At 38.8% G+C, this 17420-nt stretch carries 12 protein-coding genes; all 12 read left to right on the top strand.

Going from position 1 to position 17420, the window contains the following annotated elements; genetic code table 11:
- Positions 1 to 409: 409 nt before the first annotated feature.
- The gene (locus DRF61_RS00005) at positions 410 to 1135 is read left to right on the top strand and encodes an NUDIX hydrolase (RefSeq protein WP_111952731.1); all 726 of its coding nucleotides are present in this window, start codon (positions 410 to 412) and stop codon (positions 1133 to 1135) included.
- 17 nt (positions 1136 to 1152) lie between these two features.
- A complete protein-coding gene (locus DRF61_RS00010; protein WP_111952734.1) occupies positions 1153 to 2637 on the top strand; it encodes a xylulokinase in 1485 nt (494 codons plus the stop codon).
- Positions 2638 to 2745: 108 nt separating this feature from the next.
- Positions 2746 to 4074 carry a xylose isomerase gene (gene xylA / locus DRF61_RS00015; protein ID WP_111952737.1) on the top strand — a complete coding sequence of 443 codons (1329 nt, stop codon included), beginning with the start codon at positions 2746 to 2748 and terminating at the stop codon, positions 4072 to 4074.
- Positions 4075 to 4153: 79 nt separating this feature from the next.
- Complete coding sequence (locus DRF61_RS00020) at positions 4154 to 7012, top strand: SusC/RagA family TonB-linked outer membrane protein (protein ID WP_111952740.1); 2859 nt, start codon at positions 4154 to 4156, stop codon at positions 7010 to 7012.
- An 11-nt stretch (positions 7013 to 7023) separates the two neighbouring features.
- Complete coding sequence (locus DRF61_RS00025) at positions 7024 to 8973, top strand: RagB/SusD family nutrient uptake outer membrane protein (RefSeq protein WP_111952743.1); 1950 nt, start codon at positions 7024 to 7026, stop codon at positions 8971 to 8973.
- A gap of 80 nt (positions 8974 to 9053) precedes the next feature.
- Positions 9054 to 10229 carry a mannonate dehydratase gene (gene uxuA, locus DRF61_RS00030; RefSeq protein ID WP_111953575.1) on the top strand — a complete coding sequence of 392 codons (1176 nt, stop codon included), beginning with the start codon at positions 9054 to 9056 and terminating at the stop codon, positions 10227 to 10229.
- A 37-nt stretch (positions 10230 to 10266) separates the two neighbouring features.
- A complete protein-coding gene (locus tag DRF61_RS00035; protein WP_111952746.1) occupies positions 10267 to 11082 on the top strand; it encodes an SDR family oxidoreductase in 816 nt (271 codons plus the stop codon).
- Between the two features lie 117 nt (positions 11083 to 11199).
- Positions 11200 to 12618: a glucuronate isomerase gene (gene uxaC / locus DRF61_RS00040; RefSeq protein WP_111952748.1), complete on the top strand. Its 1419-nt coding sequence runs from the start codon at positions 11200 to 11202 to the stop codon at positions 12616 to 12618.
- A 4-nt stretch (positions 12619 to 12622) separates the two neighbouring features.
- Positions 12623 to 13630 carry a sugar kinase gene (locus tag DRF61_RS00045; RefSeq protein WP_111952751.1) on the top strand — a complete coding sequence of 336 codons (1008 nt, stop codon included), beginning with the start codon at positions 12623 to 12625 and terminating at the stop codon, positions 13628 to 13630.
- Positions 13631 to 13635: 5 nt separating this feature from the next.
- Positions 13636 to 14262 (top strand): bifunctional 4-hydroxy-2-oxoglutarate aldolase/2-dehydro-3-deoxy-phosphogluconate aldolase, encoded by a 627-nt coding sequence (locus tag DRF61_RS00050; protein ID WP_157963348.1) that lies wholly within the window; start codon positions 13636 to 13638, stop codon positions 14260 to 14262.
- Positions 14263 to 15537 (top strand): MFS transporter, encoded by a 1275-nt coding sequence (locus DRF61_RS00055; protein WP_111952757.1) that lies wholly within the window; start codon positions 14263 to 14265, stop codon positions 15535 to 15537. It begins immediately after the preceding gene.
- A gap of 68 nt (positions 15538 to 15605) precedes the next feature.
- Complete coding sequence (locus tag DRF61_RS00060) at positions 15606 to 17324, top strand: glycoside hydrolase family 43 protein (protein WP_111952760.1); 1719 nt, start codon at positions 15606 to 15608, stop codon at positions 17322 to 17324.
- Positions 17325 to 17420: the final 96 nt, after the last annotated feature.

A 17420-nucleotide genomic window follows, 5' to 3' on the forward strand; every position in this document is an offset into this window, starting at 1 on the left:
TTCCTTAGCTGTGTATAGAAAAATCCTATGATATGATAACTTTTTACCTTTTAGGTTGAATAATTGTAAAAAATACACGTCTTAAATATATGGGTTTAAACAGAAAATGGACATTTTTCTTATAACTTTTTTAAAAAATATCAATAAAATTTAAAATTTTCTTATCATAAATTAGATAAAAATAAATATTAATTTTTTAAGTGTCAATTTAACATTTAAATAGCTATATATTAAGGTATTCTGAAATAATAATCATGAAATTAATGATAACCTTATCATATTTTTTACATCATTCTTATCATAAAAAAATGATATATAATCTATTGATATATAGCCTGTAATGTAGATTTTATTTTTTTTTCTCAATTGAATTTTTATATTTGTGATGTTACGCTAATGTTAATAAAAGATGAACCAGGATTTTATTCATACCTATGTTTCTGTTGATTGTGTGGTATTTGGATTTGACCATGACAACAGACTCAATATCTTACTTGTGCAACGTCATGTAGATGATGTACCAGTGGATAGGCAAAGAAAATTGCCGGGTAGCTTGATTTTCAGTAATGAAGATGTGGATGATGCAGCCCATAGGGTTCTTCATGAGTTAACAGGAATAAAAAAAATGGTTCTCAAGCAGTTCAAATGCTTTGCTGATCCATTTCGCGCAAGCAATCAGATTGATATCAAGTGGATGGGGACCGAGTATATGCATAATATCGACAGGATTATTACGGTGGCCTACCTTTCTCTATGTAAAATCGATCATAAAATTAACAGCACCAAATATGAAACAGTCGACTGGTATCCTGTAGATCAGGTCCCGGCATTACCCTTTGATCATAATAAGATCATTAATGAATCTTTAACAGAAATAAGAAGATGGATTGAGACCGATTTTTCTATTATTTTTGAATTGCTGCCGAAAAAATTTACGATAAGACAGCTGTACCAGCTGTACAGCGCGTTAAGTGAAAAACAGATCGATATCAAGAATTTTCATAAAAAAATTTCATCATTTAATTATATCATTCCTTTAGAAGAGATAGAGCAAAACGTATCGCACCGGGCAGCAAGATACTATCGGTTCGATGCCAAGATCTATAAGAAAAACAACACTAAACTAATTAAATAAATCCCCCTTTTCAAATTATGTATTTGCTAGGATATGACATAGGCAGTTCTTCTGTTAAAGTTTGTCTCATTGAGGCATCCAGTGGAAAAATTATTGCATCAGACTTTTCTCCAAAAAAGGAAATGAAAATCATGGCAGTCAACCCAGGCTGGGCAGAACAGAACCCTGCAGAATGGTGGCTGAATTTAAAGCTGGCACATGAATCTGTAATGCATGAATCCGGAATCAATCCTGAAGATATCAGAGGAATTGGTATTACCTGGCAGATGCATGGACTGATCCTGGTCGATAAAGACCAGAATTTGCTTCGTCCTTCGATTATCTGGTGTGACAGCCGTGCTGTGCCTTATGGTGAAAAAGCTTTTCAGGAAATTGGAACTGAGAAATGCTTATCCCATCTTCTTAATTCTCCCGGAAATTTTACAGCATCAAAACTAGCCTGGGTAAAGGAAAATGAACCTGAAATTTTTGAAAAGATTGATAAAATAATGCTGCCGGGAGATTATATTGCCATGAGGCTTTCCGGTGAAATAGGAATGACGATTGAAGGACTTTCTGAAGGCATATTCTGGGACTTTAAAAACAACTGTATTTCTGAGGACGTGATTAATTATTATGGAATCCCTAAAAGCTTTTTCCCTGAAATCATTCCTACTTTCGGTATCCAGTCAACGGTTTCTGCACCGGCGGCTCAGGAATTAGGATTAAAAGAAGGAACCCCAATTTCATACAGGGCAGGAGATCAACCCAATAATGCGCTCTCTCTGAATGTTTTCAATCCCGGAGAAATTGCTTCAACAGCCGGCACTTCGGGAGTGGTATATGGGGTGTTGGATAAATTGGAATATGATACCCTGTCACGGGTAAATACATTTGCCCATGTCAACTACAGTCCTGAGCAAACCAGATTGGGAGTTTTGCTGTGTATTAACGGAACAGGAATTTTAAATTCCTGGCTAAAGCATAATTTTGCAACCTCACTGTCTTCCTATGGTGATATGAATGATCTAGCATCCCTTTCCCCGATAGGATCAAAAGGATTAAGTATCATCCCTTTTGGAAACGGGGCAGAAAGAGTCTTGGAAAACAAAGATACCAGCTGTTCTATGCACGGGATTAATTTCAACATCCATACAAAAGGAGATATTCTGCGTGCGGCACAGGAAGGAATTGTCTTTTCATATGAATATGGAATGGATATTATGAGAAATATGGGAATGGACATCCAGGTGATCCGGGCAGGCAATGCCAATATGTTTTTAAGTTCAATTTTCCGACAGTCGCTTGCCAGTGTAAGCAATGCAGTGATTGAGCTTTACGACACAGACGGAGCGGTAGGAGCTGCCAGAGCTGCCGGAATGGGAATCGGTTTTTATGCAGATTCAACAGAGGCATTTTCATCCCTCGAAAAAATAGCAGTTATAGAACCTGAACCAGAAAAAAGAGAACAATATTTAGAAGCATACTCAAGGTGGAAACAGCATCTTAACGAAATCATTTAATCATCCTGCAACGAAGCTATTCATTGTACCTGCGGACCTATTAAATCAGCAGGCAGGGGATTCCTATATTAAATTATAAAGAACAAACTAAAAATAAAATCAAATAATATGAACATTTTAACAGAAACAAAAGCATTTTTTCCAGGTATTGAAAACATCAGATTCGAAGGTAAAGAAAGTAGAAACCCTATGGCATTCCGTTATTATGATGCAGATAGGATCGTGATGGGAAAACCAATGAAAGAATGGATGCGTTTTGCAATGGCATGGTGGCATACTCTGTGTGCAGACGGAAGTGATCCGTTTGGCGGAGCAACGATCCACCATCCTTGGGATATTGGCAATGATGCGGTTTCCAGAGCTAAACATAAAATGGATGCAGGTTTTGAATTCATGTCTAAAATTGGATTCCAGTATTACTGTTTTCATGATGTAGACTTAGTTGCCCCGGCAGATAACTGGAAAGACTATGAAAAAAACCTTCAGGCTGTTGTGGAATATGCCAAAGAAAAGCAAAAAGAATCTGGGATTAAGCTTCTGTGGGGAACAGCCAATGTTTTCACGCATGAAAGATACATGAACGGAGCTTCTACCAATCCAAATTTTGATGTGGTAGCCTGTGCAGGAACTCAGGTGAAAAATTCTATTGATGCAACGATTGCTCTCGGTGGCGAAAACTATGTGTTCTGGGGCGGTAGAGAAGGTTATATGAGTCTGCTGAATACTGAAATGAAAAGAGAAAAAGACCATCTGGCCCGCTTCCTTTCAATGTCCCGTGATTATGCCCGTAGTCAGGGCTTCAAGGGAACATTCCTTATTGAGCCAAAACCAATGGAGCCAACTAAACATCAGTACGATTACGATTCTGAAACAGTGATTGGCTTCCTGAGACATTACGGTTTAGACAAAGATTTTAAACTTAATATTGAAGTTAATCATGCTACCCTGGCGGGACATACCTTCGAGCATGAACTTCAGGTAGCAGTTGACGCAGGATTATTAGGAAGTATTGATGCCAATAGGGGAGATTACCAAAACGGATGGGATACAGACCAGTTCCCTGTGGATTATCGTGACCTGGCTCAGGCTTGGCTGGTACTTCTTCCTGCAGGAGGATTAGGAAATGGCGGAGTTAATTTTGATGCGAAAATCAGAAGAAATTCTACCGATCCGGAAGATTTATTTATCTCCCATATTTCTGGAATGGATGTTTTTGCCAAAGGATTATTAGTTGCTGCAGATATACTGGAAAACTCTGATTATAAAAAATTACGGACAGAGCGCTATGCTTCTTTTGATAGCGGTAACGGAAAAGCTTTTGAAGAAGGGAATCTTACACTGGAAGACCTTCAGAGAATTGCTCATGAGTTGGGTGAACCTCAGGCCAAAAGCGGAAAACAGGAATTGTTTGAAGCAATCGTGAACATGTATATCTAATAATTATAGAAGGCTTTCATTATAACACTAAGGATTTATTAATAGCCTTTCTATTAATGTAATATTAAAAATAATAATTATGAACAGATTTCATTTTGCTAAAACCAACAGGGCTGCGATATTTTTCGCCATGGCTCTGTTACCGTCAAGCTTAGCTTATTCTCAAAGTAAAAAAGATACTGTTGCCAAAGAAAATAAGATAGAAGAAGTTATTGTAATTGGATATGGGACACAGAAAAAAGAAGCGGTTACCGGGTCAGTATCGTCCCTGGGTGGTACTGCTCTCAAAGAAGTTCCTTCAGCCAATATAACCGATGCGATACAGGGACGTCTTCCGGGAGTTGATATTGGCAGAACCTCTACAAAACCCGGCGCTGTACAACAGATCCGTATTAGAGGAGAACGTTCATTAACAGGCTCTAATGACCCCTTGATTGTATTGGATGGAATTCCTTTTGTAGGTTCTTTAGGAGATATCAGCCCATCAGATATTAAAAGCTTGGATATTCTTAAAGATGCTTCTGCCACAGCGATTTATGGATCACGTGGTGCAAACGGAGTCATTTTAATAACAACAAACAGAGGATCAAAAGGTCAGAAAGCAAGATTTACCTATAACGGATATACTGGATTTCAGACTATTTTCTCTAAATATCCGGTGATGGATGGGCCTAAGTTTGCCAAATTACGTGCAGATGCCAAAATGTTTACCAACGCGCAAGATGAATTCAATGATATAAATACAGACTGGCAGGATAAATATTACGGTGTGGGGCTGATGATGAACCATGATGTAGGGGTTACAGGAGGAAGCGAAAAAGGGAATTACAACTTTGGTGTCGCGTATTTTCAGCAAAATGGAGTTGTCCCTTTGCAAAGTTATAAAAGACTTTCTATTAGGGGTTCCTTAGATCAGGAAGTAAGTAAGTTCATAAAAATAGGCTTCTCTACCAACTCAAACTTTTCTATCAACGACTTTAACGGCGTTAGCGGTGCCCCTATGTTAGGGTATTCGCCATTGGTTAGTCCCTATAAGGCTGACGGGAGTCCTAAAACTGTCATGTATAGTGCCATCGATCAGACGGCTCTCCAGACCAGAGGTATTCTCGAAAATCTAGGTGATACCTATGCTGACCGTACGAATGCTTTTAGCTCATACAATAACCTTTATGGAGAATTAAAAATACCAGGAGTTGAAGGTCTTAAATACAGGCTTAATGTTGGTCTTACCTATAGAAATTCAAATAGCGGAACCTATACAGGAACCGGTATACTCAATGTAAATCCTGCTACTGAGTCTTCGGCTGGAATCGGAAACTCGTTGACGACGCAGTGGGTTTTGGAAAATATCCTGTCTTATGACCGAACTTTTGGTAAACACAAAATTAGTGCAACGGCATTATATTCTGCGGAACAGACCAAGTATAACAGCTCTTACATATCAGCGAGAGATGTTCCTATCGATGCCTTTCAATACTTTAATTTAGGCCATGCACAAGGTGAGGTAACCATTGACCCAAATAATCAGGGATATTATAAAAGAGGCCTTATGTCTTTTATGGGAAGAGCCTTATATCAATATGATAACCGTTATATGCTTACGGCTACTGTCCGTTCAGACGGAGCCTCAGTTTTAGCGAAAGGGCACCAGTGGCATACCTATCCTGCAATTTCTGTGGGTTGGAATATTGCCAATGAAAACTTTCTTAAAGATTCAAAATATATCAATGTGCTTAAGCTGAGAGCCGGTTTTGGACAGACTTCCAACCAGTCTGTCGGGCCTTATACCACTTTTGGGAGTTTAAGTACGGTGCCTTATAATTTTGGAAATGAATTTGTCATCGGGAATTATGTAAATACAGCTTCAAATGCAAATTTGGGCTGGGAGTTTTCAAAAACCTGGAATTATGGATTAGATTTTACTTTATTCAACAGAATCATCAGCGGTACCGTAGAATATTATGTTACGAAGACAGAACAGTTATTGTTAAGTAAAGGGTTGCCATCATCCAGCGGTTTGGGATCTGTGACCGAGAACGTGGGAGCATCAGAGAATAAAGGTTTCGAAATATCTCTTAATGGTACTATTTTCAATAATCCTGATGGGTTTAGCTGGGAAGTTGGAGGTAATTTATATGCCAACAGAAATAAAATTACAGCATTAGCTTCCGGAACTGACAGAAACGAGGGGAATTTATGGTTTGTAGGTCATAATATCAATGCATTATATGATTACCAGTATATAGGTTTGTGGCAGCATGGAGATCCTTATCTGAGCGTATTGGAACCTGGAGGAAATGTGGGAATGATCAAAGTTTTATATACAGGTGGATACAATGCAGACGGAACTCCGACCAGAGCTATCGGGCCGGCTGACAGACAGATTATCGATACCAATCCGGATTTTATGGGAGGTTTCAATACAAGGTTAGCATATAAAAATATTGATCTTAGTGTGGTTGGAGCATTTCAGAAAGGGGGAGTGTTAATCAGTACACTATACGGCTCTTCAGGATATCTCAACAGATTATCGGGAAGAGGAAATAACGTGGATGTTGATTACTGGACTGAAGAAAATCCAGACGTGCGCTATCCGAAACCAGGTGGAATGATGAGCGGAGATAACCCGAAATACGGTTCAACTTTAGGTTTATTTGATGGCTCATACGTAAAAATAAGAACCATCACATTGGGGTACAATTTTAATAAAAATACCCTGGATGATTTAGGCGTAAGCAGTCTGAGACTGTATGTAACAGTACAGAATCCATTTGTTTTCGGTTCTCCTTATTACAGAGAATCAGGGATGGATCCTGAACCGAATTCGAGAGGGAATGAAAATCAGGCTGTAAACTCATACAAAAGCAATCAGCTGGTAATTGGTACGAATAATCCTTCTACAAGAAACTATATGATGGGGCTAAATCTAACCTTTTAAAAGAAAAAATCATGATCAATTTAAATAAAAAATTTATCGCTGCTCTGTTTTTAGCATCATTAACATTCAGTACAGGATGTAATGAGATATTGGATGAACAGCCAAGAGGTATTTATACACCGGAAGATTTTACTACAGAAAGAGGAATTACACAAGGGGTTACGTCTTTGTATAGACAACTGAGAATGCTGTATGGAAACGGCTACTTCTTAAATTCTACCATGACGGGTACTGATGAGGCAACCTGGGGAAAAGATGCCGATGGCAACTTTAAAGCTATGGATATGTCCAATAACGGGAATATTGACAGTTCAACTTTCCCAACAAGTATGGTGTGGGGATCTGTTTTTCCTGCCATCAATTCTGCAAATGGAGTTATACAAAATGGTCCGTTAATTAATGTATCCGAATCACTGATTTCAGAAGCAAGATTTTTCAGGTCATTTTATTATTTCTTACTGGTTCAGACGTACGGTGGCGCACCCCTTGATTTAGGTTCAGGAGAACTGGCCTTCAATATTTCGCCAACCACCACTTCAGTTAGAAATACGGTTTCAGAAGTTTACACAAAGGCCATTTTCCCTGATTTGATCAAAGCCATTGAAAATCTTCCTGCAAGCCCAAGAGTAACCGGCGGTGTTACCAAAAATGTTGCAAGATTATATCTTTCAAAAGCCTATTTAACGTATGCATGGTGGCTGCAAAATCCAAACAACATTCCAACCTATCCGGAGGCAACAAGAATAGATCCTGATGGTCACAATGCACAATGGTACTTCCAAAAAGCTTATGATATTGCATTAGATGGGATCAACAGTCCCGGACCGTATGCTTTACAGCCTACCTATTATAATTTAAATGTAGGATCAAATGACCGTAACAAGGAATGTATGCTGTATGCAGACCATACAGAGACAAGTGCTTATTATAATGAAGGGGTTATTCAGGCAAGTTACGGCGATGGCTGGTCTCCAAATAATTTTGCTGCCTGGATGATGACCTGGAATTACCCTAATATCAGAAGCAGTACTTCCAGTACATCCTGGTCTGCTGTCAGTTCTGTACAAAGAGCAGCTACACAAGATCTAGGGCGTCCCTGGACACGTATGGCTCCTACCATTGAAGTTATTAAAAATACGTTTGCTGATAAAACCAATGATTCCAGATATGACGGTACATTCGTTACGACCTACCGTGGTAACTGGGACAAAGCAGGGATGACTCAGACTACCCTGTATAATGCCAACAGTCTTCCCGTGCATCCTGGTGACCCTATTTTAACGTTTCTCAATGATGATTCTGCAGTGCCGGCTTATAGTTCCAATGCAGGGAATAGTAATATTGGAGCAGGAACGCTTCCGGGAAGAGCAGACTGGGTAGTGGCACCAAATGGAATCAGCAGAGTGGTATATCCTGGTATATGGAAAATAGGAACTTACCGTACAGATAACGGTAACGGTTTAGGCTATCCAAATCCAAGTTTAACCCGTCCGTTTGTAGCCGCTAAATTTTCAGAATTTTATTTCCTGGCAGCTGAGGCAGCAGTTAAAGGAGCTTCCGGATCTATGAGTCCTAGAGATCTTATTAATGTAATCAGAGCCAGAGCAGGAAAATGGGTTTGGAGTGTTAGCGGAAATGTTGCAAAAGTACAGGATAACAGTGCTGCAATGATTGCTGCTACACCCAATACCATTACCATAGATTACATTCTGGCAGAAAGATCCCGTGAGTATTATGGCGAAGGATACAGATGGTATGATCTGGTACGTACACAGAAGTGGGAAGAATATGCAGCTACTTATAAAATTGCAGGAACTGCTTACGGAGATCATACCCCGCAGACTGTAACGCGTAATATTCAGAAATTTCATTATCTGAGACCAATCCCTCGGGGGCAATTGGATGCTATGGAAGTCTCTGCAGATATCAAGGACAAATATCAGAATCCTGGTTACAATTAATATTATATGCATTCATGTTAACAGAAGCAAAGTAGGTGTTCTATTACACCTGCTTTGCTTTAATGAAAAAAATAAAATTTATGGAAAAAACCTGGCGTTGGTTCGGTAAGAAAGACAAAATAAAATTAGATATGCTCCGTCAAATTGGGGTAGAAGGTATTGTTTCTGCGCTTCACGATATTCCGAACGGAGAAGTTTGGCCGTTGAACGCAATTAATGATTATAAAAATTATATAGAAAGTTTCGGACTTCGCTGGTCTGTTGTAGAAAGTTTGGCCGTAAGTGAGGCCATAAAATACGGAGGCGAAAACAGAGATCAATTAATAGAAAATTATATCCAGAGTCTTGAAAATCTGGGAAAATCTGGAGTAACAACGGTTTGCTACAACTTTATGCCGGTTCTAGACTGGGCCCGTACAGATTTGTTTTATCAGTGGGAAGACGGCTCGTCATCATTATATTTTGATAAAGCTAAATTTGCTTATTTTGAAATTCATATTCTGCAAAGAAAAGGTGCAGAAAACGATTATAATTCAGAGATTCTTCAAAAAGTAGAACAATTAAAAAATACTTTAACGGAAGAAGATAACAATGATCTGATAGACTCGATCATTGTAAAAACACAGGGTTTTGTTAACGGAAACATCAAGGAAGGAGACCAGAATCCGGTAGCTATTTTCAAAAGTTTACTGGCATTATATGATGGTATTGATAAAAACCAACTCCGTCAGAATATGAAATATTTCCTTGAAAAAATAATGCCCGTTTGCGAAAAATGGAATATCCAGATGTGTGTACATCCCGATGATCCGCCGTTTTCATTGTTAGGCTTACCGAGAATCGTGACCAACGAAGAAGATATCGACTGGCTCTTAAATGCTGTCGATAATCCTCACAACGGGCTCACATTCTGTACAGGTTCTTTAAGTGCGGGTCTTCAGAATGATGTTCCGAAACTTGCCCAAAAATATGCCCACCGCACAAAATTTGTCCATTTAAGAAGCACTAATGTTTTTGAAAACGGAGATTTCATCGAAGCCCATCACTTGGGTGGAAGAGGAAAATTGATAGAGGTCATCCGGATATTTGAAAAAGAAAATCCGGACTTGCCTATGCGTATAGATCATGGAAGATTACTGACAGACGATATTGATAAAGGTTACAATCCCGGATATTCATTTCTCGGAAGAATGCTTGCATTAGGGCAAATCGAAGGAGTAATGGCAACCGTACAGTCAGAATTGCAAAGAAATTAAATCTAAGGTTTGCAATAAATTATTATAAAAAGTAAAAATGAACGAAATATTCAGCATAAAAGATAAAGTAGCCGTAATTACAGGCGCCTCAGGGGTGTTGGGTGGAAGTCTGGCTAAAAGTTTCATAGAAGCCGGAGCCAAAGTTGTAGCATTGGGAAGAAACCAGGAAACTCTGGACGCTCGTGTTAAAGAACTGACAGAATCGGGTGGTGATGCATTTGCCGTAGAAGCCAATGTAATGAATGTGGAAAGTCTTGAAGCTGCTTCAAAGACAATCCTTGAAAAATACGGTAGAATTGATATTTTGCTCAATATTGCCGGAGGAAATATACCTTCTGCAACATTAGCTCCCGACCAATCTTTTTTCGACCTGAAAATGGAAGCCTGGAACGAAGTAACCGATTTGAATATCAACGGAACCGTTTATCCAAGCTATGTTTTCGGAAAAGTGATGGCAGAGCAAGGAAATGGAAGTATTGTGAATATCTCCTCAATGGCAGCTTATTCTGCAATCACAAGAGTTGCCGGTTATTCAGCGGCAAAATCTGCAATTACCAATTTTACCCAATGGCTCGCTTCGGATGTAGCGTTGAAATTTGGCGATAAAATCCGTGTCAACGCAATTGCTCCCGGATTTTTTATAGGAGATCAAAACCGGGCGATTTTATTGAATCCGGATGGTTCTTTAACTGATCGAAGCAAAAAAGTCATCGCCAAAACACCAATGGGACGCTTTGGAAATGCAGATGAACTCAACGGAGCTGTCCAGTTTCTTTGTTCAGATGCTGCAAGTTTTATCACGGGTGCATTATTGCCTATTGACGGTGGTTTCAGTGCATTCAGTGGTGTTTAATATTAATATTATTTTTCTTCATACAGTAGTTACAAGGCCTTAGATGATTTTATAGATTTCAATTAAGGTCTTGTTTTTAAAGATTTTGACAAAATCAAATCACTTTTAAATTGAATAATGGCTCATTCCCTTAAAAATAAAGAAGTTTTCGGAGAATCGTTTTTGCTGGAATCGGCAAAGGCAGAAAATCTCTATTTCGGCTTTGCGAAAGAAATGCCGATTATTGATTATCATAATCATCTTGAGCCTGACGTGATTTCAAATAATCAGAATTTCCGTTCCCCGACAGCAATTTGGCTGGATGGTGATCATTACAAATGGCGGGCAATGAGAAATTTCGGTATTGATGAGCAATTCATTTCCGGCAAAGCTTCAGACTTGGAAAAGTTCAGAAAATGGTCGGAAGTGGTACCGTACACCCTTCGAAATCCTTTATTTCACTGGACCCATCTGGAACTTAAAAATCCATTCGGAATCAAAGAATATCTTTCCCCGAACAATGCAGATTCTGTTTATCAACAGATGAATGAAAGTTTGCAGACTTCAGATTTTTTGCCACAATCTATCATTCAGAATTTCAAAGTGGAAGCACTTTGCACAACTGATGATCCTGCTGATGATTTGGCTTATCATCAAGCATTAAAGAATAGCCGTTTTAAAGCCCAGGTTTTACCTGCTTTCCGACCGGATTCTTACATCAATATCAACAATCCGGAACAATATCTTTCAGGAATAAAAAAACTTGAAAATGTTTGTGGAATTTCAATCGAATCAGTTTCCGATTTATTAAATGCGCTTCAATCCAGAATTAATTATTTTGCAGAAGTAGGAGCCAAGGTTGCCGATCACGGGTTTGAATATTTTCCCGATACCACAAAATGGGATATAGAATTAGAAAACGAATTTTCAGAATTTTTAAAAGGAAATAATCCAAGATTCTCCAATCCGGAAGCATTGTGTGGCTACTTACTAAAAGAGCTTTGCAAAATGTACGCTGAAAAAGACTGGGTACAGCAGTTTCACGTGGGAGCAACCAGAAATAATAATTCTTTAATGCTTAGTAAGATTGGTATTAATGCTGGTTATGACGCAATCGGTGAACAATATTTTGCACAAAGATTGAGCATGCTTCTGGACGAACTGAATTCTACCGGACAACTTACCAAAACCATTATTTACAATCTTAATCCCACCTTCAATGAAGTTTTAGCGACACTTACAGGAAATTTTAATGAAGGTGGAATGAAGTCCAAAGTACAGTTTGGTGCAGCCTGGTGGTTTCTCGACCAATTAGACGGAATGAAAAAACAGATGAACACACTTTCCAACATTGGTCTCATCAGCACTTTTGTCGGGATGCTGACCGATTCCCGAAGTCTCCTGTCGTTCTCAAGACACGATTATTTCAGAAGGCTTTTGTGCAATATGTTCGGCAGCGAGATCGAAAGAGGATTGCTTCCCGATGACGAAGAATGGGTTGGGAAAATCATTCAGGACATCTGTTATCACAACACGAAAAATTATTTTGAAATTTAAGAGAATGCAAGATTCATTTTCCAATAAAATAGTATGTTTCGGGGAATTGCTTTTGCATTTCGCTCCGGATTCCGAAGGAAACTGGCTCAATGACCAACTTCTGAAGATTTTCGTGGGTGGTGCAGAATATAATGTAGCTGCAGCTCTTGCACAATGGAACAATCCTGTAAAACTTCTTTCAGCTTTGCCTGAAAATTTTCTGGGAAATCAATTGGAATCACAGCTCAAAAATAAAGGAATTGAGGTGCTTGCTGAAAAAAGTAACGGCAGAATCGGAACGTTTTACCTCTCTTCGGATGGCGATATGCAGAACGCTTCGGTGGTTTATGACCGTTTTCCTTCGGTTTTCACACAGTCGGATTTTAAAACATTTAGTTTCGATGAAATATTTTCAGAGGTAAAGTGGCTTCACATCAGCACCATTACGCCAGCATTGAGTGAAAATGCCTATCAGAAATGTATGGATTTAATGAAAGAGGCAGCGACAAGAAACATCACGGTTTCTCTTGATTTGAATTACCGTTCCGCCCTTTGGCAGAACGGAAATCCGTCTGCAAAAATTATTGCATTGATGCCTTTTGTCAATGTTCTGATGGGAAATATCTGGTCCATTCAACAATTTTTGGAAATTCCGATTGAATATGAATTAAATGGGAATTTTGAAGACAGAAATCTTCTGAAACAGGCTGAAAAATCAGCATTAGAAATTCAGAAAATATATCCAAATGTAAAGATGATTGCCAATACATTTCGGTTTACGAAGGGTGAAGAGGTTAATTATTTTGCGACTTTATTTGCTGATGAAAAACTTTTGATTTCTGAACATTATCATTCAACAACAATTGAGGAAAGAATAGGAAGCGGCGATTCCTTTATGGCTGCTTTGATTCATGGAACTTTAAAAGGAAATTCCTTACAGCAGATTTTAGAAGATGCTACAAAAGTCGCTTTCAAAAAACTTTTTGTAAAGGGCGATACCATTAATGACAGTATTAATATTGAAAAATTATGAAAGGAATGCTACAAAAAATAAAAGACCAGAAAATAGTTCCGTTGTTTTACAATGAATCGTTTGAGGTTTCAAAAAATACCGTAAAAGCTTTGTACGAGGTAGGAATCCGTGTGATAGAATATACCAACCGAGGTATTCAGGCATTGGAGAATTTTACTAAATTAAAAGAGATCTCAGCCAACGAATTTCCAGAACTTTTACTGGGAATCGGAACCGTGAAAAATATAAAGGAAATGGATGATTATGCCGATGCAAAAGCAGATTTCATCATTACACCTGTTATTAGCGAAGAACTGGTAAAACATTCTGTTGCAAAAAATATCAATTTAATTCCAGGATGTTTTACTCCTTCCGATGTCAATGTAGCCTTTCAGAACGGACTTCGGTTAGTGAAGATTTTTCCGGCAGATGCTTTAGGCAAAAATTATATCAGATCCATTCAACCTGTTTTTCCGGGAATGAATTTTATGCCGACCGGAGGCATCAATGCTGACTTTGATGACATTACAGAATGGATGAAAGGTGGCGCTGTTGCTGTCGGTTTAGGAAGTTCACTCGTCAGAACAGATTTTACATCAGAACAGCTCACAGAAAAAGTTCAGAACCTATTGCAACAACTTAATCAAAACTAAATGCAGGCTCCTAAAAACCGTAACATAAGATGGTTGATGCTGTCTTTGGTCTTTCTCGCCACCACGATCAATTATCTTGACCGTCAGGTAATGGGTTTACTGAAACCTGTTCTTGAAAAAGAGTTCAGCTGGGACGAAAAAGATTACAGCTACATTGTAATGGCATTCACGACCACTTATGCCATCGGATATCTTGCGATGGGAAGATTTATAGACAGGGTAGGAACCAAAATAGGGTATGCCGTTTCGTTGATTGTCTGGAGTCTGGCTTCCATAGGACACGGTTTTGTGAAAAGCACCGTTGGATTTATCATTGCGAGAAGTACACTCGGAATCAGTGAGGCAGGAAATTTTCCGGCAGCGATAAAATCTGTTGCAGAATGGTTTCCGAAAAAAGAAAGAGCTTTGGCAACAGGGATTTTCAACTCCGGAGCAACGGTTGGAGCCATTTTAGCACCGCTTCTTGTGCCGTTCATTCTGGGACATTACGGATGGCGGGAAACCTTCGTCTGGATCGGGGCTTTAGGTTTGTTATGGATTGTCCTTTGGTGGAGATTCTACAGCATTCCGGAAAAAACAAAAAAGCTGAGTAAGGAAGAATTACAGTATATTAAAAGTGATCAGGACGGAAAAACACAAGAACAGTCTAAAGTTCCGTTGTCTGAAATATTAAAATACAAAGTCACCTGGTCATTTGCCATCGGAAAAATCCTGACCGATCCAATCTGGTATTTCTTTATGTTCTGGCTGCCGGCTTATTTTTCAGACGTATTCAAGATGGATATGACAAAACCTTCTATTCCGTTGATTATCATTTACAGCGGAACCACGATTGGAAGCATCGGGGGTGGCTATCTTTCCTCATTTTTAATTAAAATAGGCTGGGCCATCGGAAGAGCCAGAAGTTTGACAATGCTCTTGTTTGCGTTGATGGTCGTTCCGGTGATGTTCTCAAAATATGTAGACAATATGTGGCTGATTACCATCATCATTGCTTTCGCCACTGCAGCGCACCAAGGTTGGGGAGCCAATCTGATGACAACAGTTGGAGATAAATTACCTAACAACTATGTAAGTTCGGTTATCGGTTTTGGCGGAATGCTCGGTTCGGCAGCAGGAATTATTTTTCCGCTTTTCATCGGAATTGTCTTGGATACCTTCAAAAAAGCAGGAAACATCAACGGCGGATACAACATCATATTTTTTATTGCCGGGGTTTCTTACGTTGCGGCTTGGGGAATTATCTGGTTGATCAACAGAAGAAAACCAATGTAAAGATCAAAATTCATTTTGGAAAAAAACGTAACACATTAAAAACTAAATAATAAACTAAAAAATATACTATGAGACAGAGAACAATGAATCCGATATTTTTGAAAAAGAAAACAACGTTGATGGCTGCTGTTGCCTTATTATCTTTTGCCAACGTGTCAGCACAGACTTTCTCAGACTTTTCCTATCGTGGAAATGATAAAATTTACACAAACAACCCACTGAAAGAAAATGAATTTTATTCTCCGATTCTTCAGGGGTGCTATCCCGACCCGAGTATTACCAGAAAAGGAGACGATTATTATTTGGTCAATTCTTCATTTTCAATGTTTCCTGGTGTTCCTATTTTCACTTCAAAAGATTTGGTCAACTGGAAACAGTTAGGGCACGTTTTGGACAGACCTTCCCAATTGAAAGTGGAAAAATCAGGTGTTTCACAAGGAATTTATGCTCCGGATATCAAATATAATAAGCACAACGATACTTTTTATATGATCACCACGCAGATTGCCAGTGGAATCGGAAATATGGTTGTGAAAACCAAAGATCCTGCAAAAGGCTGGAGTGAGGTGCAAAAGTTGAATTTTGATGGTATCGATCCTTCGATTTTCTTTGATGACGATGGCAAAGCTTATATCGTTCACAATGATGCACCGCCGAAAGGAACTGAGCAGTACAACGGTCACCGTGTGATCAAAATGTGGGATTATGATTTGGAAAAAGACCAGGTTGTAGCAGGTTCAGATAAAATTATTGTGAATGGAGGAGTCGATCTTTCCCAAAAACCGATCTGGATAGAAGGGCCACATTTATATAAAAAGAATGGAAAATACTTTCTGATGTGTGCAGAAGGCGGAACAGGAGGTAATCACAGCGAAGTTATTTTTATGTCAGATTCTCCGAAAGGCCCATTTGTTCCTGCAATGAATAATCCCATTTTGACACAGCGGTATTTTCCGAAAGATAGAAAAGATAAAGTGGATTGGGCGGGCCATGCCGATTTGGTGGAAACTCCGGATGGTAAATATTACGGTGTCTTTTTAGCTATTCGTCCGAATGTAAATAACAGGGTGAACAGTGGCCGCGAAACTTTCATTCTTCCTGTTGACTGGAGCGGAACGTATCCTGTTTTCCAAAACGGACTGGTACCAATGAAACCAAAATTAAAATTGCCGGAAGGTGTAAAAAATCAGACCGGACAAAATGGATTTTTCCCGAACGGAAATTTCACGTATAATGATAAACTGACCGAAAAAAAACTGGATTACAGATGGATTGCGATGCGCGGACCCCGTGAGAATTTTATCACTGCTACTAAGAACGGACTAAAAGTAACTCCTTTTGAGACCAATATTAAAGCATTGGCACCGGTTTCAGCATTATTTCACAGATTGCAGCACGAAGACTTTGAAACTTCTGTAACACTGGATTTCAAACCGAAATCTGAAAAAGAATTAGCAGGAATTACCTGTTACCAAAGTGAACGATTTAACTATGTATTCGGAATCACAAAAAAAGACAAAGATTTTTACATTGTTTTGGAAAGAACAGAAAAAGGAGAATCAAAACTGGTGGCCAGCGAAAAGATTTCGCTTTCTAAAACGGTCAGATTACAAGTCGTTGGTGAAAAAGATGAACATCAATTTAATTATTCTTTGGATGGCAAAAACTTCAAAAACCTTGGAGGTTCTGTTTCCGGAGATATTCTTTCTACCGATGTTGCAGGCGGATTTACCGGAAGTTTGATTGGTTTGTACAGCACTTCGTCTAATGATATTGTACCTAATTAACATTAAAAATGATAAGCTCCGGATTAAGCCGATTTTAATAACACAATCATCTGCCAAATCCATAAAATCGGCGAGAGAAAAAATTTAAATAACCAA

It is taken from the genome of Chryseobacterium lathyri, assembly GCF_003290185.1.
GTDB lineage: Bacteria > Bacteroidota > Bacteroidia > Flavobacteriales > Weeksellaceae > Chryseobacterium > Chryseobacterium lathyri.

What these genes read in the sequence shown, in the direction of transcription:
- DRF61_RS00025 (WP_111952743.1), top strand. Translation starts at nt 7,024, where the DNA reads ATGATCAATTTAAATAAAAAATTTATCGCTGCTCTGTTTTTAGCATCA.
- DRF61_RS00020 (WP_111952740.1), top strand. Translation starts at nt 4,154, where the DNA reads ATGAACAGATTTCATTTTGCTAAAACCAACAGGGCTGCGATATTTTTC.
- xylA (WP_111952737.1), top strand. Translation starts at nt 2,746, where the DNA reads ATGAACATTTTAACAGAAACAAAAGCATTTTTTCCAGGTATTGAAAAC.
- DRF61_RS00010 (WP_111952734.1), top strand. Translation starts at nt 1,153, where the DNA reads ATGTATTTGCTAGGATATGACATAGGCAGTTCTTCTGTTAAAGTTTGT.
- DRF61_RS00060 (WP_111952760.1), top strand. Translation starts at nt 15,606, where the DNA reads ATGAGACAGAGAACAATGAATCCGATATTTTTGAAAAAGAAAACAACG.
- DRF61_RS00055 (WP_111952757.1), top strand. Translation starts at nt 14,263, where the DNA reads ATGCAGGCTCCTAAAAACCGTAACATAAGATGGTTGATGCTGTCTTTG.
- uxuA (WP_111953575.1), top strand. Translation starts at nt 9,054, where the DNA reads ATGGAAAAAACCTGGCGTTGGTTCGGTAAGAAAGACAAAATAAAATTA.
- DRF61_RS00050 (WP_157963348.1), top strand. Translation starts at nt 13,636, where the DNA reads ATGCTACAAAAAATAAAAGACCAGAAAATAGTTCCGTTGTTTTACAAT.
- uxaC (WP_111952748.1), top strand. Translation starts at nt 11,200, where the DNA reads ATGGCTCATTCCCTTAAAAATAAAGAAGTTTTCGGAGAATCGTTTTTG.
- DRF61_RS00005 (WP_111952731.1), top strand. Translation starts at nt 410, where the DNA reads ATGAACCAGGATTTTATTCATACCTATGTTTCTGTTGATTGTGTGGTA.
- DRF61_RS00035 (WP_111952746.1), top strand. Translation starts at nt 10,267, where the DNA reads ATGAACGAAATATTCAGCATAAAAGATAAAGTAGCCGTAATTACAGGC.
- DRF61_RS00045 (WP_111952751.1), top strand. Translation starts at nt 12,623, where the DNA reads ATGCAAGATTCATTTTCCAATAAAATAGTATGTTTCGGGGAATTGCTT.